Genomic DNA, 25,956 nt, shown 5'->3' with positions numbered 1-25,956 from the left:
CCACTTGCCGAGCGGCACGATCGCGCCGGACTCCTCGGCGAGGGGGATGAACCGCCGCTGCCGGGGCCCCGTCCGGTGCCGCCGGCACCGCGGCCCTCGCCGGCCAGGAATAGTTGAATCTTGTCCATTGCTACAGCGGTCGGCACCGTGCCCGGCACCTCGGCCGGGCGGGCACCCGGAAGGAGCACCCGTGACCATCCACACCGCCGCCGACGAGTACCGCCTCGCGACGTTCTACTTCGACTCCAAGGCGTACTCCGACGCCGCCCGCATGCTGGAGGGCGTCCTCGCCGAGGAGCCGACCAACCTCTCGGTCCGACTGCTGCTGGCCCGGAGCTACTACCACTCGGCCCAGCTCCCCCGCGCCGAGGCCGAGCTGCGCCGCATCCTCGACGCCCACCCGGCCGAGGACTACGCCCGGCTGATGCTGGGCCGCACCCTGGAGCGCCAGGGCCGCGCCGAGGAGGCCCGCCCGCACCTGCGGCTGGCCGCCGCGATGACCGGCGAGGACGGCTGACCGCAGCCGGGCCGCCCCGGGACCCACGGCACGCGCCGGGTCCGAGCGCCCGGAGGCGATCGGGCGAGTCACGGCGGAAAGGGACGAGCCCCCGCCGCCCGGAAGGGCGACGGGGGCTCGCAGTGGTACGGCAGGCGTACCGCTCGCGGGTCAGCGCGAGTAGTACTCGACGACGAGCTGCTCGTCGCAGATCACCGGGACCTCCTTGCGCTGCGGCGCGCGGTCCAGGCGGAAGGCCAGGGCCTTCAGGTTGACCTCGAGGTACTTCGGGGTCTGGCCCTCGCCCGCGTAGCCACCCTCACGAGCGACCTGGAACGGGACCTTCTCCTTGCTGCGCTCGCGAACAGTCACGACGAAGCCCGGCTTCATCTGGTACGACGGCTTGTTGACCTTGCCGCCGTTGACCTCGATGTGACCGTGGACGACCATCTGACGGGCCTGGTAGATGGTGCGGGCAATGCCCGAACGCAGCACCAGGGAGTCCAGACGGGTCTCCAGCTCGGCGACGAGCGCCTCACCGGTCTTGCCCTCGGCCTTCTTCGCGCGGTCGAACGCGCGCGCCATCTGCTTCTCGCTCAGGTCGTACTGAGCGCGCAGACGCTGCTTCTCCAGCAGACGGACCTTGTAGTCCGAGTTCTGCTTGCGGCCACGGCCGTGCTGGCCGGGCGGGTACGGGCGGGCCTCGAAGTACTTGACGGACTTCGGGGTCAGCGGCACGCCGAGCGCACGCGCGATCTTGACCTTGGGACGCTTCTGGTTCGCCATGAACCAAACCTTCCTTGCTTACGAATACGGCTTCACCAGGTGTTGACGGAGGTCGCTTCTCGCGGTCCGGAGACAACCCCACCGCCCGAGGGCAGTGCGATCAGCCGCTCTCCGAGGCCGGGCACGAATGTGCAAGCACACGAGTGGCCCACCGAACCGGAGTTGGTGGGCTGCACGCGACACCGAAACGGTGCGCGACGCTCCTGGGGCCTCCCGAGGGAGGCCGCGGCCATTGCCCCGCTGGTGCGGCCGGTCGGTCAGGGTCTCCCCTGCCGCCGCGCCCGGGACACGGCACTCCGCACGAGTATAGCTGTGATTCACCCGCTCAATTCCGGGCCGCTTCGATGCGGCGCTTCGGCTCAGCGCGGGTTCGGCCGGGGCCCGGGCGGGGTCCGCCCCCGTGCCCCGGGCCGCCCCGGCCGGTCACTCGCCCTTGAGCCGGGCCCTGGTCCACTCCACGACGTCCGCGTACCGGGCCTCGCCGCCGTGCCGGGTCGGCCGGTAGTACGCCTTGCCGTGCACGGCGTCCGGCGCGTACTGCTGCGCCGCGATGCCCTCCGGCAGGTCGTGCGGGTACTGGTAGCCCTGGCCGTGCCCGAGCTTGCCCGCGCCGCCGTAGTGCGCGTCCCGCAGGTGCGGTGGCACCGCACCCGCCAGGCCCTGCCGGACGTCCGCCAGCGCCGCGTCGATGGCCAGGTAGGCGGCGTTGGACTTGGGCGCCAGCGCCAGCGCGATCGCCGCCTGGGAGAGGATGATCCGCGCCTCCGGGAAGCCGATCAGCGCCACCGCCTGGGCCGCCGCGACCGCCGTGGCGAGCGCCGTGGGGTCGGCCAGGCCGACGTCCTCGCTGGCCGAGATCATCAGCCGCCGGGCGATGAACCGGGGGTCCTCCCCCGCCTCGATCATCCGGGCCAGGTAGTGCAGGGTGGCGTCCACGTCGCTGCCGCGGATCGACTTGATCAGTGCGCTGGCCACGTCGTAGTGCTGGTCGCCGTCCTTGTCGTAGCGCACCGCGGCCTGGTTGACGGCCGTCTCGGTGGTGGCCAGCGTGATGCTCGTCTCACCCTTCTCCAGGGCCGCCCCGGCCGCCGCCTCCAGCGTGGTGAGCGCCCGCCGGGCGTCCCCGCCGGCCAGTCGGACCAGGTGGTCCTCGGCCTCCGCGGTGAGCTCCAGCGCGCCCTCCAGGCCGCGCTCGTCGGCGACCGCGCGGTGCAGCAGGGCGCGGATGTCCTCGTCGGTCAGCGACTCCAGGGTGAGCAGCAGCGAGCGCGACAGCAGCGGGGAGATCACCGAGAAGTACGGGTTCTCGGTGGTCGCGGCGATCAGGGTGACCCAGCGGTTCTCCACGGCGGGCAGCAGCGAGTCCTGCTGGGCCTTGGAGAAGCGGTGGATCTCGTCCAGGAAGAGCACCGTCTCCTTGCCGCTCATGCCGACCGCCCGGCGGGCGCCCTCGATGACCGCGCGGACCTCCTTGACGCCGGCGGTGATCGCGGACAGCTCGACGAAGCGGCCCTCGACGGCCTGGCTGATCACGTGCGCCAGGGTGGTCTTGCCGGTGCCGGGCGGGCCCCAGAGGATCACCGAACTGGTCGCCGCCGGGCCGCGCGAGCCCGCGACGAGCCGGCGCAGCGGCGAGCCCGGCTTCAGCAGCTGCCGCTGCCCGGCGACCTCGTCCAGGGTGTGCGGGCGCATCCGTACGGCGAGCGGGGCCCGGCCGGGCTCCTTGGCCTGGCGTTCCTCGGCGGCGGCGGTGAAGAGGTCCGGTTCGTCCACACCGGAAGCCTATGCGAGCCGACCGACAGCCCGGCCTCCCTAGGGCTGCTGCGGAAGGTCCAGCAGGACGACCTCGAACTCCTCCAGCGAGCGCAGGATCGCCCCGCCCTCGGCCACCGCCTTCGCACGGGCCTGCGCGACCGGGCCGCGGGAGGCCACCAGGGCGGCCTTGTCCGCGAAGAGGAGGCCCACCGAACCGCGCTCGTCCTCGGCGTCGATCAGCATGGAGCCGCCGAGGAACCCGTCGAGGCTCCGCAACGCCGGCAACGCCCCCTCGCGGAAGGCGGCGGCCACCCGGTCGGCCTGCGCGCGGCCGACGTCGAACTTGGTCAGCCGGAACCACGCGCCCGGACCGACCCGGACCGGCCGGGCGGCGACCACGGCCTCCCAGCGGTCCCGGGTCACCGTCCCCCCGAAGGGTGCCAGCAGTTCCGCGCGCCGCCCGCCCAGCTGCGCCTCGCTGTCCCGCTCCGCCTGCTCGCTCTCCCACCAGGAGCCCATGGTGAGGATGCCGAGCTCGCGGTTGGCGAACAGGCCGTAGCCCCGGTAGCCGGGCTGCCCGGAGAGCAGCCCGACCGCCTCGGCGCGAAACCCGTCGAGGGTCTGGTCGAGCTTGGCCGGGTCACCGGTCGCGTAGACGGTACGAACGAACATGGACGGGTCTCCTGCCATTTCGGCGAGCACCGCGGCGGGTGCCCGCGCCTTCGTGAGCACCTCCCATCGCACGCCCCGGACCGGGACTCGGCAACGCCGAGGAGCCGTTCGGGGCAGCCGCTACCCGATCCCCGCCGCGTGGTCCGGCACGAAGGTCTGCAGGTCGCGCGGCGGCCGCCGGTAGCCGCGCGAGCGCGGTCGGGGCGGCAGCTCGATCTCGGGCGGGGCCACCTCCCGGTACGGGACGGTGGAGAGCAGGTGGGCGATCATGTTGATCCTGGCCCGGCGCTTGTCGTCGCTCTCCACCACGTTCCACGGCGAGTCCGGGGTGTCGGTGTGGATGAACATCTCGTCCTTGGCCCGCGAGTAGTCCTCCCAGCGGCTGATCGACTCGATGTCCATCGGGGAGAGCTTCCAGCGGCGCATCGGGTCCTCCAGCCGGGCCCGGAACCGCCGCTCCTGCTCGGTGTCGCTCACCGAGAACCAGTACTTGCGCAGCAGGATGCCCGCCTCGATCAGCATCTGCTCGAAGGTCGGGCACTGGTGCAGGAACTGCCGGTGCTCCTCGGGCGTGCAGAAGCCCATCACCTTCTCGACGCCGGCCCGGTTGTACCAGCTGCGGTCGAAGAGCACGATCTCCCCGGCGGCCGGCAACTGCTCGACGTACCGCTGGAAGTACCACTGGGTGCGCTGGCGCTCGGTGGGGGTGGGCAGCGCCACCACCCGGGCGATGCGCGGGTTCAGGAACTCCGTCACCCGCTTGATCGCGCCGCCCTTGCCGGCCGCGTCGCGCCCCTCGAAGACGACCACCAGCCGGGCGCCCTCGGCGCGCACCCACTCCTGGAGCTTGACCAGCTCGTTCTGGAGCCTCAGCAGCTCCCGCTCGTAGGGCTTCTTCGCCAGCCGCTCCTGCGGATGCTCCGGGTCGCCGGCGGTGACGCGCTCGGCCTTGGCTACCACCTGGGTGCCTCCGTTCGGCAAGGGCTGATGAGCCCTCACCGTAGGCGCAAGCGGGGCTCCGCGCAGGTCGTCGGCACCGGTCCGGCAGCGGCGGCCCCCTGAACCGCCGCTGCCGGGCTCCCCCGTGGCCCGGCCGCGAGGGCCGAGCGATCAACCTTGGCCCAGCCCTGCCGGGCCGGTCCAATTTCCCGTTCCATAACCTTGGGGCATGGATGTGGACACCCGACTGCTGCGCAGCTTCGCCGCGGTCTGCGAGGAGGGGCAGCTGACCGCCGCGGCGGCCCGGCTGTTCGTCTCGCAGCCGACCCTCACCAAGCAGATCCGCCAGCTGGAGGCCCTGCTCGGGGTGGAGCTGTTCGAGCGCTCGCGCCGCGGCATGGCGCCCACCCACGCCGGCCGGGCACTGGCCGAGCGCACCGGCACGATGCTGGCCGGCTGGGACGACGCGCTGCGCGCCATCCGGGCGGCGGCGGCCGAGCAGGGCTCGACGCTGCGGGTGGGCTTCGAGGGCGGCATCATCAACCTGATGACCCGCAGGACGGTGACGGACTTCACCCGGCGGATGCCCGGCTGGCAGGTCGAGCTGCGGCAGAACAGCTGGTTCGACCCGACCTCGGGCCTGGCCGGCGGGGAGATCGACCTGACGCTCTGGCACGCGCCGCCGTCGCTCTCCGAGCAGTACAACGTCGCGGTGCTGGGCGAGGAGCCGCGTTGCGCGGCGCTGCCGGCCGGGCACCGGCTGGCCGGCCACGACGTGATCGAGTTCGGGGAGCTCCTGGACGAACCCTTCGTGGCGATCCCACTGGAGGCCGGACAGTGGCGCGACTACTGGTTGGCGGTTCGGGAGCGGGGCGGGCGACCGGTGCGGATCGGCGCGGTGGCACACAACTCCGACGAGTGGCTGGCCGCGGTGGTGTGCGGCCAGGGCATCGGTTTCGCCCCGGAGGCGATGAGCAGGCTGGCGGCGCGGGAGGACGTCGCGTACCGGCCGGTGCGGGGGCTGAGCCCGAGCCAGGTGGGGCTGTACTGGCCGAAGGACCGGGAACTGACGCCCGCCATGGCCGCGTTCGTGCGCAGCTGCCGGGCCACCGTCGGGTTCTCGGCCGGCCCGGCGGTCCCGGGCCAGTCGGGCTAGACCGCCTCGAAGGGCTCCGGGTAGCGGCAGAGGCCACGCGGACCGCCGTCGTACGCCGGCAGGGCGAGCGCCTGGAAGTAGGCCTCCGGCACGTCGAACGGACCGGTGACCTCGTGCCGCCCGGCCGGGGCGAAGCCGAACCTGCCGTAGTAGTCCGGATCGCCGAGGACGACGACGAGCTTCTCCGCCGCGTCCTCCGCGGCCGTCAGCGCGGCCCGGACGACCAGCTCGCCGACGCCCTTGCGCTGCCACTCCGGGGCGACCGCGACGGGCGCCAGCGCGAGGCCTGGACCGTCGCCGACCCGCAGCCGGGTGAGCAGCGCGTGGCCGACCACCAGCCCGGTCTCGTCGACCGCGACCACGGACAGGCCGGGCAGCCAGGCGGGGTCGCGGCGCAGCGCGTCCACCAGGTCGGCCTCGTCGGGGCCGGGGAAGGCCGCCATGTGGACCCGTCTGGTGGCGGGTGCGTCCTCGGGACACTCGATTCTGGTGGTGACCTTCATGGGGGAAGCCTCTCTCCGTCGCACACCGTTGTGGACCGGCCCCGGACGGCGGGTATGCCGTCCGGGGCCGTGAAAGGTTAGCCGATCGAGCGTCAGGCCTTGGGCTGGGCCTCGGACTTGGCCTCGGCGGCCTTGGCGTCCTCGCGGACCTTCGGCTGGGCGTCGACGCCGGCCTCGCGGCGCTGCGCCGGGGTGATCGGGGTCGGGGCCCCGGTCAGCGGGTCACCGCCGGTGGACGTCTTCGGGAAGGCGATGACGTCCCGGATGGTGTCGTACCCGCCCAGCAGCGTGACGATCCGGTCGAGGCCGAAGGCGACGCCACCGTGCGGCGGCGGGCCGTAGTTGAAGGCGTCCAGCAGGAAGCCGAACTGCGAGGCCGCCTCCTCCTCGGAGAGGCCGATCGCGTCGAACGCCCGCTTCTGCACGTCCCGCTGGTGGATACGGATCGAACCGCCGCCCAGCTCCGAGCCGTTGAGGACCAGGTCGTAGGCGTTGGAGAGCGCCGAGCCCGGGTCGGTGTCGAAGGTGGCGAGCGACTCGGCGGTCGGGGCGGTGAACGGGTGGTGCACCGCGTGCCAGCCCTGGAACTCGCCCTTGTCGTCCTCGATCGGCTCGAACATCGGGAAGTCGACGACCCAGAGGAAGGCCCACTGGGACTCGTCGATCAGCTCGCAGCGGCGGCCGATCTCCAGGCGGGCGGCGCCGAGCAGCTCCTGCGAGGGGCGCTCCTTGCCGGCCGCGAAGAAGATCGCGTCGCCGTTCTTGGCGCCCGCGGCGGCGGCCAGACCGGCCAGGTGCTCCTCGGAGAGGTTCTTGGCAACGGGGCCGCGCAGCTCGCCGGTCTCGGCGTCGATGACCACGTACGCCAGGCCTCGGGCGCCACGCGCCTTGGCCCAGTCCTGCCAGGCGTCCAGTGCCTTGCGGGGCTGCGAGGCACCGCCGGGCATGACCACGGCGCCGACGTACGGGGCCTGGAAGACGCGGAACGCGGTGCCCTTGAAGTACTCGGTGAGGTCCGTGAGTTCCTGGCCGAAGCGGACGTCCGGCTTGTCGGAGCCGTAGCGGGACATCGCGTCCGCGTAGGTCATCCGGGGCAGCGGGTTGGGGATCTCGTACCCGTGCACGTCGCGCCAGATCGAGCCGACGATCTTCTCGCCGAGGGCCAGGACGTCCTCCTGGTCGACGAAGGAGGCCTCGATGTCCAGCTGGGTGAACTCCGGCTGGCGGTCGGCGCGGAAGTCCTCGTCGCGGAAGCAGCGCGCGATCTGGTAGTACCGCTCCATGCCGGCCACCATCAGCAGCTGCTTGAACAGCTGGGGCGACTGCGGCAGCGCGTACCAGTGGCCGGGCTGCAGGCGGACCGGGACGAGGAAGTCGCGGGCTCCCTCGGGGGTGGAGCGGGTGAGGTACGGCGTCTCGATGTCGAGGTAGTCGTTCTCCTCCATCACCCGGCGGATGATGTTGTTGACCTTGGAGCGCAGGCGCAGGCCCTTGGCCGGGCCCTCGCGGCGCAGGTCCAGGTAGCGGTAGCGGAGGCGGACCTCCTCGTTGACCGTACCGGGCTCGTACTCGGCGACCGGGAAGGGCAGCGGGGCGGCCTCGGAGAGCACCTCGATCTCGCTGACCACGACCTCGACGGCACCGGTCGGGATGTCCGGGTTCTCGTTGCCCTCGGGCCGCACCCGGACGTCGCCGACGACCTTGACGCAGTACTCGGCGCGCAGGCCGTGCACCGAGTCGAGGTCGCGGACCACGATCTGCACGGTGCCGGAGGCGTCCCGCAGGTCGATGAAGGCCACGCCGCCGTGGTCTCGGCGGCGGGCGACCCAGCCGGCCAGGGTGACGGTGGTGCCTGCGTGCTCCGGGCGGAGCGTGCCCGCGTCGTGCGTGCGGATCACAGCTGCTTCTCCTTCAGGGTGGTGACGAGAGCGTCGAGGGCGACGGGGTTCTGCTCGCCGGTGGTCATGTCCTTGAGCTGGACGACGCCGTCGGCGAGGTCCCGGTCACCGGCGAGCACGGCGAAGCGTGCGCCGGAACGGTCCGCGGACTTCATCGCGTTCTTGATGCCCTTGACGCCGAAGGCGAGGTCGGTGGCGACGCCTTCGCGGCGCAGCTCGACCACCTTGGCGAAGAGGACGTTCTTGGCTTCGTCGCTGAGCGCGACGGCGTAGACGGAGGTGGCGGCCGGCAGGTCGAGGACGACGCCCTCGGCCTCCATCGCCAGGTAGCTGCGGTCCACGCCGAGGGCCCAGCCGACGGACGGGAGCGCGGGGCCGCCGATCATCTCGGAGAGTCCGTCGTAGCGGCCGCCGCCGCCGATCGCGGACTGCGCGCCCAGGCCGTTGTGCACGAACTCGAAGGTGGTGCGGGTGTAGTAGTCCAGCCCGCGGACCAGCTTGGGGTCGTCGACGAAGGCGACGCCGTTGGCGGTGAGCAGCTCGCGGACCTTCTCGTCGTAGGCCTTGCACTCCTCGCAGAGGAAGTCGCGCAGCATCGGCGCGCCGCCGAGCTGGGCCTGCACCGACTCGCGCTTGTCGTCCAGCACGCGCAGCGGGTTGATCTCGGCCCGGCGGCGGGTGTCCTCGTCCAGGTCGAGGCCGGCGAGGAACTCGACCAGCGCGGCCCGGTAGACCGGGCGGCACTGCTTGTCGCCGAGGCTGTTGAGCAGCAGCGAGTAGTCGCTCAGGCCCAGCGAGCGGAAGGCGTCGTCGGCCAGGATGATGAGCTCGGCGTCCAGGGCCGGGTCCTCGGCGCCGATCGCCTCGGCACCGACCTGCGAGAACTGGCGGTAACGGCCCTTCTGCGCCCGCTCGTAGCGGTAGTAGGAGCCGGAGTACCAGAGCTTGACCGGGAGGTTGCCCTGCTTGTGCAGGTTGGCCTGGAGCGCGGCGCGCAGCACCGAGGCGGTGCCCTCGGGGCGCAGCGCGAGCTCGTCGCCCCCCTTGGTGGTGAGGTTGTACATCTCCTTGCTGACGATGTCGGTGGACTCGCCGACGCCGCGGGAGAAGAGCTTCACGTCCTCGAAGACCGGGGTCTCGATGTAGCCGTAGCCGGCCCGGCGGGCCGGCGCGGCGATCCGCTCGCGGATCGCCAGGAAGGTCGCGGAGCTGGGGGGCAGCAGGTCGTAGGTGCCCTTGGGGGCGGTGAAGGTGGTCAACTTCTCTTCCGTCACATTCCTCGTCGCGGGAAGGCCGGGGCGCCGAGCGCTCCCGCCGCCTGTCGGAGGTAGGGGTTGGTGGCGCGCTCGCGGCCGATGGTGGTCTGTCCGCCGTGGCCGGAGAGGACCACGGTCGCGTCGTCGAGGGGCAGGCACAGCCGGGCCAGCGACCGCAGGATCGCCTCGCTGTCTCCGCCCGGGAGGTCCGTGCGCCCGATGGAGCCGGCGAAGAGCAGGTCGCCCGAGAAGAGCACCGGAGGGAGGTCCTCGGCACCGGGCGTCCGGAACGTCACCGACCCCTTGGTATGGCCGGGGGCGTGGTCGACGGTGAGCTCCAGGCCGGCCAGCTCCAGCACGCTGCCGTCGGTGAGCTCGCGCACGTCGTCGGGCTCGCCGACGGTGAGTTCGCCCATCAGCTGGGTGCCGAGCGAGCGGCCGAGCGCCTTCTCCGGGTCGGCCATCATGTAGCGGTCCTCGGGGTGGATCCAGGCCGGCACGCCGCGGGCGCCGCAGACCGGGACCACGGAGGCGACGTGGTCGATGTGGCCGTGGGTGAGGACGACCGCGACCGGCTTCAGCCGGTGCTCGCGGACCAGCTCCTCCACGCCGCGGGCGGCCTGGTGGCCCGGGTCCACGATGACGCACTCCTCGCCGGCGGCCGGTGCGACCAGGTAGCAGTTGGTGCCCCAGGCTCCAGCGGGGAATCCGGCGATGAACAACGCGCGTCCTTCGTGCTTCGGGTCGGCCGTGGCGGCTGCGGGATGCGGCTACACGATGTGGTGTAACGGAAGCCTACCGGCGGTCCGGGTCCGGTTGCGAACCAGATAGGGGTGACAGGTTCACTTCCTCCTGACAGGTTCACCGCGTTCTTACCGCCGCGGTCCCTACACTTGGCCGCCGATGGATGCGATGATCCGCTTCAGCATCCGCACACGATCCCCCCTTGTCCGCCCCTGGGCAGGCGGGGCCGACAGCACCCATGTAGGAGACACGGCCGGTGGTCACCAGCGAACAGCGGCGGCGGCAGCTCGCCCGCGAGAAGTACGAGCGCCAGGCGCAGCGCCGGGCCGAGGTCCACGCGGCGCGCCGGCGTCGCAACACGATCCTCGGCAGCTCGCTCGCCGTGGTCGTGCTGGCGGGCGGCGGTGCCCTGGTGGGCACGGGTGCCTTCGACTCGGACGGCAAGAAGGACACCACGTCCTCCGCGCAGGCCGCGCCGACCCCCACCGGCGAGCCCACCACCCCGACCCGCAAGCCGGTCGAGGGCTGCGTCGATCCGGCGCCGGGCACGCCGAACGGCAAGCAGTGGCAGACCGAGCCGGCCATGAGCATCGACGCCACCGGCGGCTACACGGCGACCCTGGACACCAACTGCGGCAAGGTGACGCTCTCGCTGGACGCGGCCAAGGCCCCGCACACGGTGAACTCCTTCGCCTTCCTGGCCGGCCAGCAGTACTTCGACCACACCAAGTGCCACCGCCTGACCACCGGCGGCATCTTCGTGCTGCAGTGCGGTGACCCGACCGCCAGCGCGACCAACCCGGGCGGCACCGGCGGCCCCGGTTACAAGTTCGCCGACGAGAACCTGACCGGTGCGACGTACCCGGCGGGCACCCTGGCGATGGCCAACTCCGGCCCGGGCACCAACGGCAGCCAGTTCTTCCTGGTCTACAAGGACACCCAGCTCGGCCCGAACTACACCCCGTTCGGCAAGATCACCGGCGGTCTGGACGTGCTCCAGAAGATCGCCGCCGCGGGCACCCTGGAGGGTGGGACGGACGGCCACCCGATGGCCGACGTCACCCTCAACTCGGTGACCGCCGCGAAGGGTTGACCCGCACCGGGACCGCGCCGCGGTAGCCCGCGCGGCGCGCCGGCGCGGTCCCGGCCCGAAATCGCCCGGCCCGGATGCGGACAGCACCGGGCCTGGTCGCCTATGTTGGCGTTGTGTAGGGTGCCCAGACCCGCCGGCCGTCACCCTCGGCAGCAGAACACGGCGGACGGGACGGCGGACCCATCGGTCCGCCGCACATCAACTGTGGACGACGTACGCGTACCGCCCCGGCGCGGGCGCGACGTCATGTGGAGGACGCGCTATGAGCAGCGACCCGTGGGGCCGTGTCGACGAGCAGGGCACGGTCTACGTCAGGACGGCCGACGGCGAACGTGTCGTGGGTTCCTGGCAGGCCGGCTCGCCCGAGGAGGCTCTCGCCTACTTCGAGCGCAAGTACCAGGGCATCGAGGTGGAGATCGGCCTGCTGGAGAAGCGGGTGCGCACCACCGACCTGGCCGCCAAGGACGCCCAGGCCGCGCTGGACCACCTGCGCGCGCAGGTGACCGAGGGGCACGCGGTCGGCGACCTGGACGCGCTGGCCAAGCGGCTGGACACGCTCGCCGGTGACATCGAGAGCCGCCGCGAGGAGCGCAAGGCGGCCCGCGCCAAGGCGCAGGACGAGACCCGTGCGGCCAAGGAGGAGCTGGTCGCGGAGGCCGAGCGGCTCGCCGAGTCCACCCAGTGGCGCGAGGCCGGCGACCGGCTGCGCGCGCTGGTGGACACCTGGAAGGGCCTGCCCCGGCTGGACCGCAAGAGCGACGACGAGCTGTGGCACCGGTTCTCGCACGCCCGCTCGGTCTTCTCGAAGCACCGCAAGGCCCACTTCGCGACCCTGGACGCCGAGCGCGACCAGGCCAAGGCCACCAAGGAGCGGCTGGTCACCGAGGCCGAGGCGCTCTCCTCGTCCACCGAGTGGGGCGAGACCGCGGCCCGCTACCGCGACCTGATGGCGCGCTGGAAGGCCGCCGGGCGCGCCCAGCGGGACATCGAGGACGAGCTGTGGGCGCGCTTCCGCGGCGCCCAGGACGTCTTCTTCCAGGCCCGCTCCGCGGTGTTCAGCGAGCGCGACGCCGAGCAGGTCGAGAACCAGAAGCTCAAGGAGGTGCTGGCGGCCGAGGCCGAGGCGATCCTGCCGATCACCGACCTGAAGGCCGCCAAGGCCGCGCTGCGCGACGTCAACGAGCGCTGGGAGGCGATCGGGCACGTGCCGCGCGACGCCCGCCCGAAGCTGGACGCCCGGCTGAACACCGTCGAGCGGGCGATCCGCGAGGCCGAGGACAGCGAGTGGAAGCGCTCGAACCCGGAGGCCAAGGCCCGCGCCGCCGGCATGGTCGGCCTGTTCGAGAGCAAGGCCGAGAAGATCCAGGCCGACCTGGACAAGGCCCGCGCGGCCGGTAACACCGGCAAGGTCGCCAAGCTGGAGTCCGAGCTGGCCGGCGTGCGGACCCTGCTGGAGCAGGCGCACCGCAGCCAGGAGGAGTTCAGCGGCTGATCCGCCGACGCCGGACACGACGAAGGGCCCCGGGAACTCCCGGGGCCCTTCGCGTCGCCCGTCCTGCTCCGGTCCTACTTGCGGGCCGAGGTGACCCGGTAGACGTCGTAGACGCCCTCCACCCCGCGGACCGCCTTCAGGACGTGGCCGAGGTGCTTCGGGTCGCCCATCTCGAAGGTGAAGCGGCTCATCGCCACCCGGTCGCGGGAGGTCTGCACCGCCGCCGACAGGATGTTGACGTGCTGGTCGGAGAGGACCCGGGTGACGTCCGAGAGCAGCCGGGAGCGGTCCAGCGCCTCGACCTGGATGGCCACCAGGAAGACGGACGACTGGGTGGCCGCCCACTCGACCTCGATCATCCGCTCGGGCTGCTGGCTGAGCGCCTCCACGTTGACGCAGTCGGCGCGGTGCACCGAGACGCCGTTGCCGCGGGTGACGAAGCCGACGATCGGGTCGCCCGGCACCGGGGTGCAGCACCGCGACAGCTTGACCCAGAGGTCCTCGACGCCCTTGACGATGACGCCCGGGTCGCCCTTGGCCCGCCGGCGCGCCGCCCGGCGGGTGTCGTGCGTCGGCGTGGCGGTCTCGGCGAGGTCCTCGGTGGCACCCTCCTCGCCGCCGAGCGCCTGCACCAGCTTCTGCACGATGTTCTGCGCGGCGACGTGGCCCTCGCCGATAGCCGCGTACAGCGAGGAGATGTCCGGGTAGCGCATCTCGTGGGCCAGGGTGACCAGCGAGTCGCCGGTCAGGATCCGCTGGATCGGCAGGCCCTGCTTGCGCATCGCCCGGGCGATGGCCTCCTTGCCGTGCTCGATCGCCTCCTCGCGGCGCTCCTTGGAGAACCAGGCCCGGATCTTGTTGCGGGCGCGCGGGGACTTGACGAAGCCGAGCCAGTCCCGGGAGGGCCCGGCGTTCTCCGCCTTGGAGGTGAAGACCTCGACGCTGTCGCCGTTCTCCAGGGTCGACTCCAGCGGGACCAGCCGCCCGTTGACCCGCGCCCCTATGCAGCGGTACCCGACCTCGGTGTGGACGGCGAAGGCGAAGTCCACGGGGGTGGCGCCGGCCGGCAGCGCTATCACGTCGCCCTTGGGCGTGAAGACGAAGACCTCGTTGTTGGAGAGGTCGAAGCGCAGCGACTCCAGGAACTCGCTCGGGTCCTCGGTCTCCTTCTGCCAGTCCAGCAGCTGCCGCAGCCAGGCCATCTCGTTGACGGCGCCGGCCTTGTCGTCCTTGCGGGTCTGGGTCGGGGTGTCGGTGCGGACCTTGGAGGCGCCGGCCACCGCGCGCTGCTTGTACTTCCAGTGCGCGGCGATGCCGTACTCGGCCCGCCGGTGCATGTCGAAGGTGCGGATCTGCAGCTCGACGGGCTTGCCCCCGGGGCCGATCACCGTGGTGTGCAGCGACTGGTACATGTTGAACTTGGGCATCGCGATGTAGTCCTTGAACCGCCCCGGCACCGGGTTCCACCGCGCGTGGATGGTGCCCAGCGCCGCGTAGCAGTCGCGGACGGTGTCGACCAGGACCCGGATGCCCACCAGGTCGTAGATCTCGGCGAAGTCCCGGCCCCGGACGATCATCTTCTGGTAGACCGAGTAGTAGTGCTTCGGCCGGCCGGTGACGGACGCGGTGATCCGGGCGCCCCGCAGGTCGCCCTGGACCTGGTCGATGACGGTCGCCAGGTACTCGTCCCGCTTGGGGGCGCGCTCGGCGACCAGGCGCACGATCTCGTCGTACATCTTGGGGTAGAGGATCGCGAAGGCGAGGTCCTCCAGCTCCCACTTGATGGTGTTCATGCCCAGCCGGTGCGCCAGCGGGGCGTAGATCTCCAGCGTCTCGCGGGCCTTCTTCTCCTGCTTCTCCCGCTTGAGGTAGCGCATGGTGCGCATGTTGTGCAGACGGTCGGCCAGCTTGATCACCAGGACGCGCGGGTCCTTGGCCATCGCGACGACCATCTTGCGGACGGTCTCGGCCTGCGCGGCCTCACCGAACTTCACCCGGTCCAGCTTGGTGACGCCGTCGACCAGCAGGGCCACCGAGTCGCCGAAGTCCTTGCGGAGGGTCTCCAGGCCGTAGTCGGTGTCCTCGACGGTGTCGTGCAGCAGCCCGGCCATCAGGGTCGGGGCGTCCATGCCCAGCTCGGCCAGGATGGTCGCCACCGCCAGCGGGTGGGTGATGTACGGGTCGCCGCTCTTGCGCTTCTGTCCGCGGTGCCACTTCTCCGCGACGGCGTACGCCTTCTCGATGTCCCGCAGCAGGGCCGGATCGGCCTTGGGGTCGTTGGCCCGGATCGAGCGGAACAGCGGCTCCAGAACGGGATTGAGCACGCTGGAGCGCTGGCCGCCGAGGCGGGCCAGCCGGGCGCGCATGCCCCCGGAGGAGGACGGGCGGCTCGCGGGAGCCACCGGGCGCGAGGAGGTCGGCGCCGGGCGTGCCGGGGTGGCCCCCGAGGGCGTGGGACGGTTTTCGGGGGCGGCAGCTTCGGCCGTGGGCACAACCTCGTCGGGCAAGGACACTCCTCGGGGCACCGGGCCGGCCCCTCGTGCGGCTCGCACCATCACGCACAACCGGGAGGGGATGAATCTTCATGGTACCGAGCCCGGCGCCCCCGTGTTCAGCCGCCCGGCCCCGGACACGCGGAGGGCGGCGGTCGGATGATCCGACCGCCGCCCTCCGTCCGTTCACTCAGACCGTGACCAGCGTCTCCAGCGGCGCGCCGCCCAGGTGCCCGGTCAGCCGGTCCCGGCCGTCCAGGAAGCCCAGCTCCATCAGGACCACGACGCCCGCCAGCTCGGCGCCGGCCTCCTTGACCAGGTCCAGCGAGGCACCGATCGTCCCGCCGGTGGCCAGCACGTCGTCCACCACCAGCACCCGCTCACCGGGCGCGAAGGCGTCGCACTGCACCTCGAGCGTCGCCGAGCCGTACTCGAGCTCGTACGAGCGCCGGAACACCTCGCCGGGCAGCTTGCCCGCCTTGCGGATCGGCACGAAGCCGAGGCCGGCCGCGAAGGCCGCCGGGGCCGCCAGCACGAAGCCGCGCGCCTCCAGGCCCACCACCTTGGTCGCGCCGAGGGCCGTCGCCCGCTCCGCCAGCGCCTCGGTGAGGGCCGTGAAGGCCGCGGCGTCGGCGAGCAGCGGCGCGATGTCCTTGAACAGCACACCCGGCTTCGGGTAGTCCGGGACATCCCGGATCCGGCTGTTCAGCAGCTCGGCCAGTGCGGTGTCGGCGGTGGTCACGAAGAGTCCTTACGGTCGGTCGGGCGTCAGCGCTTGGTGGACGGACGGCCCTTGGCACGCGAGGTGCCGGCCGCCCGGCCGCGCTGACCGACCATACCCGCCGGCAGGTCGCCGTCGGCGATCTCCTCGCCCTGGGGCACCTCGCCGCCCGCCGCCGCGTTCTTGGCCTCCGAGGCCCGCCGCAGGGCGACCCGCTTGGCCAGCGCCTTCATCTCCGGCTGCTCCTCCTTGAGCTGCGCCAGCAGCGGGGTGGCGACGCAGATCGAGGAGTAGGCACCGGCGGCGAGACCGATGAACAGGGCCAGCGAGATGTCGTTCAGCGTGCCGGCGCCCAGGATGCCGCCACCGATGAACAGCAGCGCCGCCACCGGGAGCAGGGCGACCACCGTGGTGTTGAGCGAACGCACCAGAGTCTGGTTGAGGCCCGCGTTGGCCGCCTCGCTGTAGGTGATCTTGTTCTGTTTGGTGAGCCCCTTCGCGTTCTCCTTCACGGTGTCGAAGACGACGACCGTGTCGTAGAGGGAGTACCCGAGGATGGTCAGGAAGCCGATCACCGTACCGGGGGTGACCTCGAAGCCCACCAGGGCGTAGACCCCGATGGTGATCAGGAGGTCGTGGACGAGGGCGACCAGGGCGGCCACCGCCATCCGCCACTCGAAGGCGATCGCCAGGTAGACCGTCACCAGGACCATGAAGATGATCAGGCCGGTGAGGGCCTTCTTGGAGATCTGCTCACCCCAGCTGGGGCCGATCACCTGGGTGTCGATCTCGGCGACCGGAACGCCGAGCTCCTTGGACAGCTTGTCCGTGAAGACCGACGAGGAGACCTGCTCCTCGGAGCTGACCTGGACGCGGATCTTCTTGCCGTTGTCCACGTCCTGCACCAGCGGGTGCGAGTGGACGATCTTGTCCACCGCGTCCTGCGCCTGCGAGATGGTCAGCCCGGGCTTGGCGACGGTGTAGACCGAGCCGCCCTTGAACTCGATGCCGAGTTTCAGGCCCATGGCCAGGCCGACGGCGGCGACCAGCACGATCACGCCGGAGATGCTGTACCAGAGCTTGCGGCGGCCGACGAAGTCGAAACTGACCTCGCCCTGGTAGAGCCGGTGACCAAGATTGGAGAAGCGCGACACGGTGTCAGGCCTCCTTCACGGCGGCAGAGGAGGAGGCGCTGCGGCGACGGCTGCTGCGCAGCGGCGGGCGGGCGCCCAGGCGCTTCGGGTCCAGGCCGGACCACGGGTGACCCTCGGAGAAGAACTTCCGGCGGGCCAGCACGGTGATCAGCGGCTTGGTGAAGAGGAAGATCACCACGACGTCGAGCGCGGTGGTCAGGCCCAGCGTGAACGCGAAGCCCTGCACCTTTCCGACCGAGACCAGGTAGAGCACCGCTGCACAGAGGAAGGACACGAAGTCCGACACCAGGATGGTGCGCCGGGCGCGCGGCCAGGCCCGCTGGACCGCCGGGCGCAGCAGGGCGCCCTCGCGGACCTCGTCGCGGATGCGCTCGAAGTAGACGATGAAGGAGTCCGCGGTGATACCGATCGCGACGATCGCGCCACAGACGGCCGGCAGGTTCAGCGCGAAGCCGATCCCCGCGCCGAGCAGGCTCATGATCGAGTACGTCAGGATCGCCGAGACGATCAGACCCGCGATCGACACCAGGCCGAGGCCGCGGTAGTAGACCAGCGAGTAGAGGACCACCAGGACCATGCCGATGAGGCCGGCGATCAGGCCCGCCTTCAGCTGGTCGCCGCCGAGCTGCGGCGACACGGTGGTGACGTCGTCGGTGGTGAACTCCAGCGGCAGGGCGCCGAAGCTCAGCACGTTGGCGAGGTTCTGCGCCTCGGACTGGCTGAAGCTGCCGGAGATCACGGCCGAGCCGCCGGGGATGGCGTTGCGCACGTACGGGTGGGAGACGACCTGGCCGTCCAGCACGATGGCGAACTGGTTGGCCGGGTCCGGCTGGGTGGCCAGCTTGCCGGTGACGTCGGTGAACGCGTCGGTGCCCTTGCCGTTGAACTGCAGCTGGACCTGCCAGCCGGCGCCCTGCTGGGTGTCGATGCTGGCCTGCGCCTTGGAGACGTCGGCGCCCTTCACCGCGACCGGGCCGAGGGCGAGCTTGTAGAAGATCCCGCGCTCGTCCTTCTGGGTGCAGGCCACGGTCGGCTGCTCCTCGGACTTCTGCAGGTTCTTGCGCTGCTCGGGCTTGGAGCAGTCGATGGCGGCGAACTCGGCGGCCAGCTCGGGCGGCACGGTGCCCGAGGTCATCGCGGCGGAGAGGTCCGGGTTGGGCGCGGTGGCCGGCGGGGTCGCGGCGGCACTGCCGGTGGCGGCGGCGCTCGGGGCGGCGCTCGCACTGCCGGTGGCGCCCGCGGACGGCGTGGCGTCGGCGGCGAGGGCCTCGCCGACGGCGCGGCCCTGCTTGGTCGCACTGGCGCTCGCGCTGGGCGCGCCGGCGGTGGCGGCCGTCGAGGCCGTGCCGGTGGCCGAGGGGGTCGTGCTCGGGGCGGCGCTGCCGCTCGCCGAGGGGGACGCGCTCGGGGCCGGGACCTGGACGCCGCTCGGGGCGAGGGCGAGGACCGGGCGGAAGTACAGCTGCGCGGTGGTGCCGACCTGGTCGACCGCGCTCTGCTTGTCACCGCCCTTGGGGATGTTGACGATGATGTTCCGGTCGCCCTGGGTCTGGACCTCCGCCTCGGAGACGCCCATCCCGTTGACCCGCTGCTCGATGATCCCGGTGGCGATGTCCATGTTGGACTTGTTGATCGCCTTGGGGTCGGTCGACTTCGCGCTCAGCGTGATGCTGGTACCGCCGGCGAGGTCGATACCCAGGCGGGGCTTGGTGTGGCCCGTCCCGAACATGAGGGCGACCAGTCCGACGGTGACCACCAGGATGAGGGCCAGCGCCCGCCCCGGGTAACCGTCGCGCGGGCGCGACTTGGGTGTTGCCACCTTGCTCGTTTCTCCCTGTCCATGCCACCTCCCCGACCGGACCCCCGTCCGGCTCGTGGCGGACGGGGGCGTGGCGGATCTGCGGCCCTGAGATCCTGTGGGCTCGCGGCGTGCGCCGCGCGGCCGGGCGAATGCCCGACCGTACTACTTGCTCGCGGGAGCCCCGCCCTCGACGTCGCCCTTGTCGGCGCTGTCCTTGGTGAGCGTCAGCGGCTTGTCCTCGACCGGCTCGGCGTCGGCGTCCTCGGCCTCCGGCTCGGACAGCTCGTCGTCGGCCGGGCGGCCGTTGATGATGGCGTCGTACTCCTGCGGGTCCAGGACGGCCGCGATCGCGCTCTTGGTGAAGTGGGAGACCACGCCGGGCGCGAGCTCCAGCTCGACGGTCTCCTCGTTGACCGCCTTCACCTGGGCGTACAGGCCGCCGATGGTGCGCACCCCGGCCCCGGGCTCCAGCGCGGTCTGCATGTGCTGCTGCTGCTGCTGGCGCTTCTTCTGCGACCGGAACATGAGCACGATCGCGATGATCGGGAGGAGAAGGATGATGAGGTTCACTGCAGCCAGGGTCCTTTACGGGCCGCCGGCCGGCGGCCTGTGTGGTAATGGTCGGCCCGTCAGGTGAGAGGGGCGGTCCGGCGGAGTCTAGGCGACCCCGAACTGATCGGACAACGCCAAGCATCGCATCCTGCCGCCGAAAGTGGCGAGCCTGTGCCTGCACTGATTCCCCGGACTTCTCCGCGTGCTCTCCGCGCGGACCTGCTCAGGGCCGTCCGCGTCCCGATCGTCCCGGTGTCACCCGTTCAGCCCTCTTCCGCCGGGAAGAGTTCCGACTGGGCCGGCACCGCGCCCCGGGTGGTCTGGACCGGCGGGGTCAGACCGAGGTGCTGCCAGGCGGCGGCGGTGGCGATCCGCCCGCGCGGGGTCCGGGCGAGCAGGCCCTCCCGGACCAGGAACGGCTCGGCCACCTCCTCGACCGTCTCGGCCTCCTCACCCACCGCGACCGCCAATGTCGACAAACCGACCGGTCCGCCGCCGAACAGCCGCAGCAGCGCGTCCAGCACCGCGCGGTCCAACCGGTCCAGGCCGCGGGCGTCCACCTCGTAGACCTCCAGCGCCTGGGCGGCGATCTCCGGGGTGACCACGCCGTCGTGCCGGACCTGGGCGAAGTCGCGGACCCGACGCAGCAGCCGGTTGGCGATCCGCGGGGTACCCCGGGAGCGCCCGGCGATCTCGGCGGCGCCGGCCGGGTCGATCTCCACGTCCAGCAGCGCGGCCGAGCGGTGCACCACCCGCTCCAGCTCGGCGGGCGCGTAGAACTCCATGTGGCCGGTGAAGCCGAACCGGTCGCGCAGCGGCGGCGGCAGCAGCCCGGCCCGGGTGGTGGCGCCGACCAGCGTGAACGGCGGCAGCTCCAGCGGGATGGCGGTGGCCCCCGGGCCCTTGCCGACGATCACGTCGACCCGGTAGTCCTCCATCGCCATGTAGAGCATCTCCTCCGCCGGCCGGGACATCCGGTGGATCTCGTCCAGGAAGAGCACCTCGCCCTCGGTGAGCGAGGAGAGGATGGCGGCCAGGTCACCCGCGTGCTGGATGGCCGGGCCGGAGGTGATCCGGATCGGGGCACCCAGCTCGGCCGCGATGATCATGGACAGGGTGGTCTTGCCGAGCCCGGGCGGGCCGCTGAGCAGGACGTGGTCGGGTGCGGTGCCGCGCTTGCGGGCGGCCTGCAGCACCAGGGACAGCTGCTCGCGCACCCGCTCCTGGCCGATGAACTCGTCCAGCTGCTTGGGGCGCAGCGCCGCCTCGACCGCCTGGTCCTCGCCGTCGGCGGCGGCCGTCACCAGCCGGTCGGCCGGGTCGGAGTCGTACGGGCTCATCGGTGCGGGCTCCAATGTCGACAAGGTGACAGATGGTCAGATCGGTTGCGGGTAACGGCCGACGCGGTGTCAGCGGGCCCGGTTGAGCGTGCGCAGCGCGGCCCTGAGCAGCGCGCCCACATCGGTGACGGCCTGCGCCTCGGCCTCGGGGGCGACGGCGGTGACCGCCTCGTCCGCCTCGCGCGGCGCATAGCCGAGACCGACCAGCGCCGCGTGCAGCTGCTCGCTCCACGGCGCGGGCCCCGCGGCGATCGGCTTCTGGGCCGGGACGCTGCCGTGCGGGGCGCCCAGCTTGTCCTTGTACTCCAGCAGCAGCTTGGCGGCCTTCGCCTTGCCGATCCCCGGGACGGCGATCAACGCCTTCTCGTTGCCGGTGGCGACGGCGGCCCGCAGCTCGTCCGGGCTGTGCACGCCGAGCATCGCCTGGGCCAGGCGCGGCCCGACACCCGGCGCGGCCTGGAGGATCTCGAAGAGGGCCCGCTCGTCGTCGTCGGCGAAGCCGTACAGGGTGAGCGAGTCCTCCCGGACGACCAGGGAGGTGGCGAGCCGGGCCGGCTCCCCGAGGCGCAGACCGGCGGCGGTCGCCGGGGTGCACTGGACGGCCATCCCCACACCGCCGACCTCGACGACGACGGTGCCGCCGCTGACGGCGGCCACCGGCCCTTGGACGAAGGCGATCATCGGGCGGCTCCTCGGGGAGATCGTGCGGAGTACGGGGCTCGGGCCGCCGGTGCGGCCGCGGCGGGGGCCGCCTTGGCGAGGGCGGCGGCGATCCGGTCGCTCGCACCGCCGCGCCAGATGTGGCAGATGGCCAGCGCCAGCGCGTCGGCTGCGTCGGCCGGCTTGGGCGGGGCGTCCAGCCGCAGCAGCCGCTGCACCATCGCCGTGACCTGGGCCTTGTCGGCCCGGCCGGAGCCGGTGACGGCGGCCTTGACCTCGCTGGGAGTGTGCAGGGTGACGGGGATGCCGCGCCGGGTGGCGCAGAGCATGGCGACCGCGCTGGCCTGGGCGGTGCCCATCACGGTGCGGACGTTGTGCTGGGCGAAGACCCGCTCGACGGCGACCAGATCCGGCCGGTGCTCGTCGAGCCAGCTCTCGATGCCCTGCTCGACCAGCAGCAGCCGCGGCCCGATCTCCGCCTCGGCGGGCGTGCGCACCACCCCGACCCCGACCATCTTCAGCGGCCGGCCCGGCGCGCCGTCGACCACCCCGATCCCGCACCTGGTCAGCCCCGGGTCCACACCCAGTACCCGCACTCCGGCCCCGCCTCTCAGTAACGCGCCGCTCGCCGCCGGGCGCTCCGGCCCGCCGCCCGCGCGCCTTCCGGCCCGCACCGCGGCGACCTGCGAAGGCTACCGCCAGGGTCGGACACTCCCGCCGACGACACCGGCCCGGTGGTCGTGGGACCACCGGGCCGGGAAGTGAGTACGCTCACTCGGCGTCGAGCTGCGCACCGACCTCGTCGCTGATGTCGAAGTTGGCGAAGACGTTCTGCACGTCGTCGCTGTCCTCCAGGGCGTCGATCAGCTTCAGGATCTTGCGGGCGCCTTCGACGTCGAGCTCGACCTGCATGCTCGGGAGGAAGTTGGCCTCGGCCGAGTCGTAGTCGACGCCGGCGTCCACCAGCGCGGTCCGGACGGCGACCATCTTGGAGGCCTCGGAGACGATCTCGAAGGACTCGCCGAGGTCGTTGATCTCCTCGGGCTCCTGGTCGAGGACGACCTCGAACAGCTTGTCCTCGTCGACCCCGTCGGCCTTGGGGACGATCACGACGCCCTTGCGGTTGAACAGGTACGACACCGAGCCCGGGTCGGCCATCGAGCCGCCGTTGCGGGTCATCGCGACGCGCACGTCGGAGGCGGCGCGGTTGCGGTTGTCGGTGAGGCACTCGATGAGGACGGCGACACCGTTCGGGCCGTAGCCCTCGTACATGATGGTCGAGTAGTCGGCCCCGCCGGCCTCGGCACCCGAACCGCGCTTGACCGCGCGGTTGATGTTGTCGATCGGGACCGAGCTCTTCTTCGCCTTCTGGATGGCGTCGTAGAGCGTCGGGTTGCCGGCCGGGTCGCCACCGCCGGTGCGCGCCGCCACCTCGATGTTCTTGATCATCTTGGCGAAGAGCTTGCCGCGCTTGGCGTCGATCACGGCCTTCTTGTGCTTGGTGGTAGCCCACTTAGAGTGGCCGGACATCGCCAGCTCCTTTACGTCGCCAAAGGGAAATGAACAGGAGAGATCTTACCGGTGCCGCCACCGGTGGGGCGCACACGGTCCGCGTGCGGCGGCGAAGCGTTACCGGGCGACGGCCGCCAGGTGCTCCTCGACCATCCGCACGAAGTAGCCGTGCACCCGGTGGTCGCCGGTCAGCTCGGGGTGGAAGGAGGTCGCCAGCAGGTTGCCCTGGCGGACGGCGACGACGCGGCTCTCCGGACCGTCGGCGGCCGGCAGCTCGGCGAGCACCTCGACACCCGCGCCGACGGCCTCGACCCAGGGGGCGCGGATGAACACGCCGTGCACCGGGGCGTCGTCCAGGCCCCGGAAGGCGACCCCGGACTCGAAGGACTCGTTCTGGCGGCCGAAGGCGTTGCGGCGCACGGTCATGTCGATGCCGCCGACCGTCTCCTGGTCGTCCCGCCCGTCCAGGATCTTGTCCGCCAGCATGATCATGCCCGCGCAGGTGCCGTAGACCGGCATGCCGGCGGCGACCCGCTCGCGCAGCGGGTCCATCACGCCGAACAGCAGGGCCAGCTTGGACATGGTGGTGGACTCCCCGCCGGGGATCACCAGCGCGTCGACCCCGGCCAGCTCCTCGGCACGGCGCACCGGGCGGGCGAGCGCGTCGGCCTCGGCCAGCGCGACCAGGTGCTCGCGGACGTCGCCCTGCAGGGCGAGGACGCCGATGACTGGAGTGCTCACGGTCTCAAACCTCTTCGATCGTTACGTCGTGTGTACGTGGCGCGGCCCGCCGCGCGCCGAGGGGCGCTGCGGCGGGCCGACGTGGCGCGGGGGCCGACTACCAGCCGCGGTTGGCGTAGCGCTCGCTCTCGGGCAGGGTGTCGCAGTTGATGCCGACCATGGCCTCGCCCAGGTTGCGGGAGGCGTCCGCGATGATCTTCGGGTCGTCGAAGAAGGTGGTGGCCTTCACGATCGCGGCGGCACGCTTGGCCGGGTCGCCCGACTTGAAGATGCCGGAGCCCACGAAGACGCCCTCGGCGCCGAGCTGGCGCATCAGCGCGGCGTCGGCCGGGGTGGCCACACCACCGGCGGAGAACAGCACGACCGGCAGCTTGCCGAGCTCGGCGACCTCCTTGACCAGCTCGTACGGGGCGCGCAGCTCCTTGGCGGCGGCGAACAGCTCGTTGTTGTCGAAGCCGCGCAGCCTGGCGATCTCGTTCTTGATCTGGCGCAGGTGGCGGACGGCCTCGACGACGTTGCCGGTGCCGGCCTCGCCCTTGGAGCGGATCATGGCCGCGCCCTCGGCGATGCGGCGCAGGGCCTCGCCCAGGTTGGTGGCGCCACAGACGAACGGCGTGGTGAAGGCCCACTTGTCGGAGTGGTTCACCTCGTCGGCCGGGGTGAGCACCTCGGACTCGTCGATGTAGTCCACGCCCAGCGACTGCAGGACCTGGGCCTCGACGAAGTGGCCGATCCGGGACTTGGCCATGACCGGGATCGAGACCGCGGCGATGATCTCCTCGATCATGTTCGGGTCCGACATGCGCGCGACGCCGCCGTCCTTGCGGATGTCGGCGGGAACCCGCTCCAGCGCCATGACGGCGACAGCGCCGGCGTCCTCGGCGATCTTGGCCTGCTCGGCGTTGACCACGTCCATGATCACACCGCCCTTGAGCTGCTCGGCCATGCCGCGCTTCACCCGGGCGGTACCGATCTGCGGCTGGTCTGCGGTGGTGGGGGTGGTGGACACGTGAGACCTCACTCGAAGATGAACCAGTGCTATCGCCCTATGGTAGGCGGAAGAAACGGCCTCTCCATGCGCCATCAAGTCCAGCCTGGCCGACGGGATACGACAAACAGGCCGGATCCGGGCACGCCCGGCTCAGCCCCCGGGACGCCGGACGCTCAGGCCGGAGCGCCCTCCGGGGTCAGCGCGAGCGGCGGGGCGTCGTCCATTTCGAAAGCCATCGGGAACGGCGCCTTGCCCGCCAGCCGGAAGTAGCGCACCAGCCGGTGCTCGCGCACCGCCCGGGCCGCGCGCACCGCGTCGTTGTGGAACCGCCGGGCCATCGGCACCCGGCGCACCGCGGCCGTCAGCTCCTTCACCGCCTCCTCGCCGCCCGGCTCGGCGACCAGCACGGCGACCTGCTCCGGCTCGGCGAACACCGCCCGCAGCGCCATGCTGAGCTGGCTCTCCGCCACCTCGCGCTGCTCGTCGTCCGCCTGCCGGGCCGCGTGCGCGGCGTCCAGCAGCAGCAGCGAGGCCGCCGGGTCCAGCAGCGAGGAGGCGGCCAGCTCGATCGCGACCGAGGCCCGCCGGACCAACTGCGCGTCCAGCGCGGCCCGCGCGGCGTCGATCCGGGCGTGCAGCCGGTCCAGCCGACCGGCCGTCCAACTCAGGTACATGCCGAACAGCACCACGGCCACGCCGGCCCAGATCCAGGTAGTCACGGGGCGCTACGCTACCGGGTGCCCGGCATCAGCCCTCGATCGTGGCGCTCCGGTAGCTGTCGCGGTCGATGTCCGCGATGTTGACCGCGGTGAACAACCGGGTGCCCGGCGCCGGCGCGATCCGCTCGGCCAGCAGCGCCAGCACGGCGTCGGCGAGCGCCGCCTTCGCCTCCGGCGTACGGCCCGGGAAGATCTGGAACTCGACGTACACCTGGGCGTCCCCGCCCTCGGCAGCGTCGCCGTCGCCGACGCCGACCACGAAGTCCCGCACCTCGCGGAAGACCGTCTTGCACGCCCCGGGGCCGGCGTCGATGGTCTTCACGACGAGCCGGTTGATCGACAGGCCCAGCGCGCGGCGGTCGAAGGCGCCGGCCAGGCTCGGGGAGTAGTCGACGGAGATCTGCGGCATCCGGTGCCTCCAGGGGTCACGATGATCGGTGGGTCCGGCAGCCTCAACCCCGCGCGCGCGGCGCCGATTCCCGC

At 72.0% G+C, this 25,956-nt stretch carries 25 protein-coding genes; 4 read left to right on the top strand and 21 right to left on the bottom strand.

The window, feature by feature from the left end; all coding sequences use genetic code 11:
• Window positions 1-190: 190 nt before the first annotated feature.
• Window positions 191-517: a tetratricopeptide repeat protein gene (locus tag AB0J08_RS05615; RefSeq protein ID WP_360627337.1), complete on the top strand. Its 327-nt coding sequence runs from the start codon at window positions 191-193 to the stop codon at window positions 515-517.
• 150 nt (window positions 518-667) lie between these two features.
• On the opposite strand, the gene rpsD is transcribed toward AB0J08_RS05615, so the two are convergent.
• From rpsD to ppk2, 4 genes are all read right to left on the bottom strand, one after another.
• A complete protein-coding gene (rpsD, locus tag AB0J08_RS05610) occupies window positions 668-1,282 on the bottom strand; it encodes a 30S ribosomal protein S4 (protein ID WP_063346792.1) in 615 nt (204 codons plus the stop codon).
• A gap of 423 nt (window positions 1,283-1,705) precedes the next feature.
• On the bottom strand, window positions 1,706-3,055 hold the full coding sequence (locus tag AB0J08_RS05605; RefSeq protein ID WP_360627334.1) for a replication-associated recombination protein A: 1,350 nt from the start codon (window positions 3,053-3,055) through the stop codon (window positions 1,706-1,708).
• A 39-nt stretch (window positions 3,056-3,094) separates the two neighbouring features.
• Window positions 3,095-3,709, bottom strand: a complete 615-nt coding sequence (locus AB0J08_RS05600) for an antibiotic biosynthesis monooxygenase (RefSeq protein WP_360627331.1) — start codon at window positions 3,707-3,709, stop codon at window positions 3,095-3,097.
• A 120-nt stretch (window positions 3,710-3,829) separates the two neighbouring features.
• Window positions 3,830-4,669, bottom strand: a complete 840-nt coding sequence (gene ppk2 / locus AB0J08_RS05595) for a polyphosphate kinase 2 (protein ID WP_360627328.1) — start codon at window positions 4,667-4,669, stop codon at window positions 3,830-3,832.
• A gap of 208 nt (window positions 4,670-4,877) precedes the next feature.
• On the opposite strand from ppk2, the gene AB0J08_RS05590 reads away from it, so the two are divergent.
• Entirely contained in the window at window positions 4,878-5,804 is a 927-nt protein-coding gene (locus AB0J08_RS05590; RefSeq protein WP_360627325.1) for a LysR family transcriptional regulator, read from the top strand.
• On the opposite strand, the gene AB0J08_RS05585 is transcribed toward AB0J08_RS05590, so the two are convergent.
• The 4 genes from AB0J08_RS05585 to AB0J08_RS05570 all read right to left on the bottom strand — a co-directional run bounded on the left by AB0J08_RS05585 (window position 5,801) and on the right by AB0J08_RS05570 (window position 10,183).
• Complete coding sequence (locus AB0J08_RS05585; RefSeq protein WP_360627322.1) at window positions 5,801-6,307, bottom strand: N-acetyltransferase; 507 nt, start codon at window positions 6,305-6,307, stop codon at window positions 5,801-5,803. The genes AB0J08_RS05590 and AB0J08_RS05585 overlap by 4 nt on opposite strands.
• 92 nt (window positions 6,308-6,399) lie before the next feature.
• Complete coding sequence (aspS, locus tag AB0J08_RS05580; protein ID WP_360627319.1) at window positions 6,400-8,205, bottom strand: aspartate--tRNA ligase; 1,806 nt, start codon at window positions 8,203-8,205, stop codon at window positions 6,400-6,402.
• Window positions 8,202-9,464, bottom strand: coding sequence for a histidine--tRNA ligase (hisS, locus tag AB0J08_RS05575; RefSeq protein ID WP_360627316.1), 1,263 nt, complete (start codon window positions 9,462-9,464; stop codon window positions 8,202-8,204). The genes aspS and hisS overlap by 4 nt, the downstream gene beginning before the upstream one ends.
• Before the next feature lie 11 nt (window positions 9,465-9,475).
• On the bottom strand, window positions 9,476-10,183 hold the full coding sequence (locus tag AB0J08_RS05570) for an MBL fold metallo-hydrolase (protein WP_360627313.1): 708 nt from the start codon (window positions 10,181-10,183) through the stop codon (window positions 9,476-9,478).
• 278 nt (window positions 10,184-10,461) lie between these two features.
• Here AB0J08_RS05570 and AB0J08_RS05565 point away from each other — a divergent pair, with 278 nt between their 5' ends.
• Window positions 10,462-11,298: a peptidylprolyl isomerase gene (locus AB0J08_RS05565; RefSeq protein ID WP_360627310.1), complete on the top strand. Its 837-nt coding sequence runs from the start codon at window positions 10,462-10,464 to the stop codon at window positions 11,296-11,298.
• A 262-nt stretch (window positions 11,299-11,560) separates the two neighbouring features.
• The gene (locus AB0J08_RS05560; RefSeq protein WP_360627307.1) at window positions 11,561-12,790 is read left to right on the top strand and encodes a DUF349 domain-containing protein; all 1,230 of its coding nucleotides are present in this window, start codon (window positions 11,561-11,563) and stop codon (window positions 12,788-12,790) included.
• Window positions 12,791-12,864: 74 nt separating this feature from the next.
• Here the strand turns inward: AB0J08_RS05560 and AB0J08_RS05555 are convergent, their stop codons facing one another.
• The 13 genes from AB0J08_RS05555 to AB0J08_RS05495 form a co-directional block, all read right to left on the bottom strand.
• Window positions 12,865-15,297: a bifunctional (p)ppGpp synthetase/guanosine-3',5'-bis(diphosphate) 3'-pyrophosphohydrolase gene (locus tag AB0J08_RS05555; protein ID WP_360627304.1), complete on the bottom strand. Its 2,433-nt coding sequence runs from the start codon at window positions 15,295-15,297 to the stop codon at window positions 12,865-12,867.
• Window positions 15,298-15,472: 175 nt separating this feature from the next.
• Complete coding sequence (locus AB0J08_RS05550) at window positions 15,473-16,024, bottom strand: adenine phosphoribosyltransferase (RefSeq protein WP_360627301.1); 552 nt, start codon at window positions 16,022-16,024, stop codon at window positions 15,473-15,475.
• 26 nt (window positions 16,025-16,050) lie between these two features.
• Window positions 16,051-17,157: a protein translocase subunit SecF gene (gene secF, locus AB0J08_RS05545; RefSeq protein ID WP_360627298.1), complete on the bottom strand. Its 1,107-nt coding sequence runs from the start codon at window positions 17,155-17,157 to the stop codon at window positions 16,051-16,053.
• Window positions 17,158-17,161: 4 nt separating this feature from the next.
• A complete protein-coding gene (gene secD / locus AB0J08_RS05540) occupies window positions 17,162-18,886 on the bottom strand; it encodes a protein translocase subunit SecD (protein ID WP_360627367.1) in 1,725 nt (574 codons plus the stop codon).
• Between the two features lie 234 nt (window positions 18,887-19,120).
• Window positions 19,121-19,528 carry a preprotein translocase subunit YajC gene (yajC, locus tag AB0J08_RS05535; protein ID WP_360627295.1) on the bottom strand — a complete coding sequence of 136 codons (408 nt, stop codon included), beginning with the start codon at window positions 19,526-19,528 and terminating at the stop codon, window positions 19,121-19,123.
• Window positions 19,529-19,773: 245 nt separating this feature from the next.
• Window positions 19,774-20,850 (bottom strand): Holliday junction branch migration DNA helicase RuvB, encoded by a 1,077-nt coding sequence (gene ruvB / locus AB0J08_RS05530; RefSeq protein WP_360627292.1) that lies wholly within the window; start codon window positions 20,848-20,850, stop codon window positions 19,774-19,776.
• 69 nt (window positions 20,851-20,919) lie between these two features.
• Window positions 20,920-21,531 (bottom strand): Holliday junction branch migration protein RuvA, encoded by a 612-nt coding sequence (gene ruvA, locus AB0J08_RS05525; RefSeq protein ID WP_360627289.1) that lies wholly within the window; start codon window positions 21,529-21,531, stop codon window positions 20,920-20,922.
• Window positions 21,528-22,106, bottom strand: a complete 579-nt coding sequence (gene ruvC, locus AB0J08_RS05520) for a crossover junction endodeoxyribonuclease RuvC (RefSeq protein ID WP_360627286.1) — start codon at window positions 22,104-22,106, stop codon at window positions 21,528-21,530. Before ruvC ends, ruvA begins: the two co-directional genes overlap by 4 nt.
• 175 nt (window positions 22,107-22,281) lie before the next feature.
• Window positions 22,282-23,040 (bottom strand): YebC/PmpR family DNA-binding transcriptional regulator, encoded by a 759-nt coding sequence (locus AB0J08_RS05515; RefSeq protein ID WP_360627283.1) that lies wholly within the window; start codon window positions 23,038-23,040, stop codon window positions 22,282-22,284.
• 99 nt (window positions 23,041-23,139) lie between these two features.
• Complete coding sequence (gene pdxT / locus AB0J08_RS05510; RefSeq protein ID WP_360627280.1) at window positions 23,140-23,763, bottom strand: pyridoxal 5'-phosphate synthase glutaminase subunit PdxT; 624 nt, start codon at window positions 23,761-23,763, stop codon at window positions 23,140-23,142.
• Between the two features lie 97 nt (window positions 23,764-23,860).
• Entirely contained in the window at window positions 23,861-24,772 is a 912-nt protein-coding gene (gene pdxS, locus AB0J08_RS05505; RefSeq protein WP_360627277.1) for a pyridoxal 5'-phosphate synthase lyase subunit PdxS, read from the bottom strand.
• Between the two features lie 155 nt (window positions 24,773-24,927).
• Window positions 24,928-25,428 carry a hypothetical protein gene (locus AB0J08_RS05500; RefSeq protein WP_360627364.1) on the bottom strand — a complete coding sequence of 167 codons (501 nt, stop codon included), beginning with the start codon at window positions 25,426-25,428 and terminating at the stop codon, window positions 24,928-24,930.
• A 73-nt stretch (window positions 25,429-25,501) separates the two neighbouring features.
• A complete protein-coding gene (locus tag AB0J08_RS05495; RefSeq protein WP_360627273.1) occupies window positions 25,502-25,882 on the bottom strand; it encodes an isomerase in 381 nt (126 codons plus the stop codon).
• Window positions 25,883-25,956: the final 74 nt, after the last annotated feature.

Origin of the sequence: Kitasatospora sp. NPDC050463 (genome assembly GCF_040655255.1) — a bacterium.
Classification (GTDB): domain Bacteria; phylum Actinomycetota; class Actinomycetes; order Streptomycetales; family Streptomycetaceae; genus Kitasatospora.
This window is presented reverse-complemented; position numbering and strand designations above follow the sequence as displayed.

Excerpts from the sequence above, each read along its gene's own strand:
- AB0J08_RS05600 (WP_360627331.1), bottom strand. The coding sequence starts at position 3,709 with ATGTTCGTTCGTACCGTCTACGCGACCGGTGACCCGGCCAAGCTCGAC.
- secD (WP_360627367.1), bottom strand. The coding sequence starts at position 18,886 with ATGTTCGGGACGGGCCACACCAAGCCCCGCCTGGGTATCGACCTCGCC.
- AB0J08_RS05500 (WP_360627364.1), bottom strand. The coding sequence starts at position 25,428 with ATGTACCTGAGTTGGACGGCCGGTCGGCTGGACCGGCTGCACGCCCGG.
- AB0J08_RS05585 (WP_360627322.1), bottom strand. The coding sequence starts at position 6,307 with ATGAAGGTCACCACCAGAATCGAGTGTCCCGAGGACGCACCCGCCACC.
- rpsD (WP_063346792.1), bottom strand. The coding sequence starts at position 1,282 with ATGGCGAACCAGAAGCGTCCCAAGGTCAAGATCGCGCGTGCGCTCGGC.
- AB0J08_RS05560 (WP_360627307.1), top strand. The coding sequence starts at position 11,561 with ATGAGCAGCGACCCGTGGGGCCGTGTCGACGAGCAGGGCACGGTCTAC.
- AB0J08_RS05495 (WP_360627273.1), bottom strand. The coding sequence starts at position 25,882 with ATGCCGCAGATCTCCGTCGACTACTCCCCGAGCCTGGCCGGCGCCTTC.
- AB0J08_RS05515 (WP_360627283.1), bottom strand. The coding sequence starts at position 23,040 with ATGTCCGGCCACTCTAAGTGGGCTACCACCAAGCACAAGAAGGCCGTG.
- AB0J08_RS05590 (WP_360627325.1), top strand. The coding sequence starts at position 4,878 with ATGGATGTGGACACCCGACTGCTGCGCAGCTTCGCCGCGGTCTGCGAG.
- ruvB (WP_360627292.1), bottom strand. The coding sequence starts at position 20,850 with ATGAGCCCGTACGACTCCGACCCGGCCGACCGGCTGGTGACGGCCGCC.
- ruvA (WP_360627289.1), bottom strand. The coding sequence starts at position 21,531 with ATGATCGCCTTCGTCCAAGGGCCGGTGGCCGCCGTCAGCGGCGGCACC.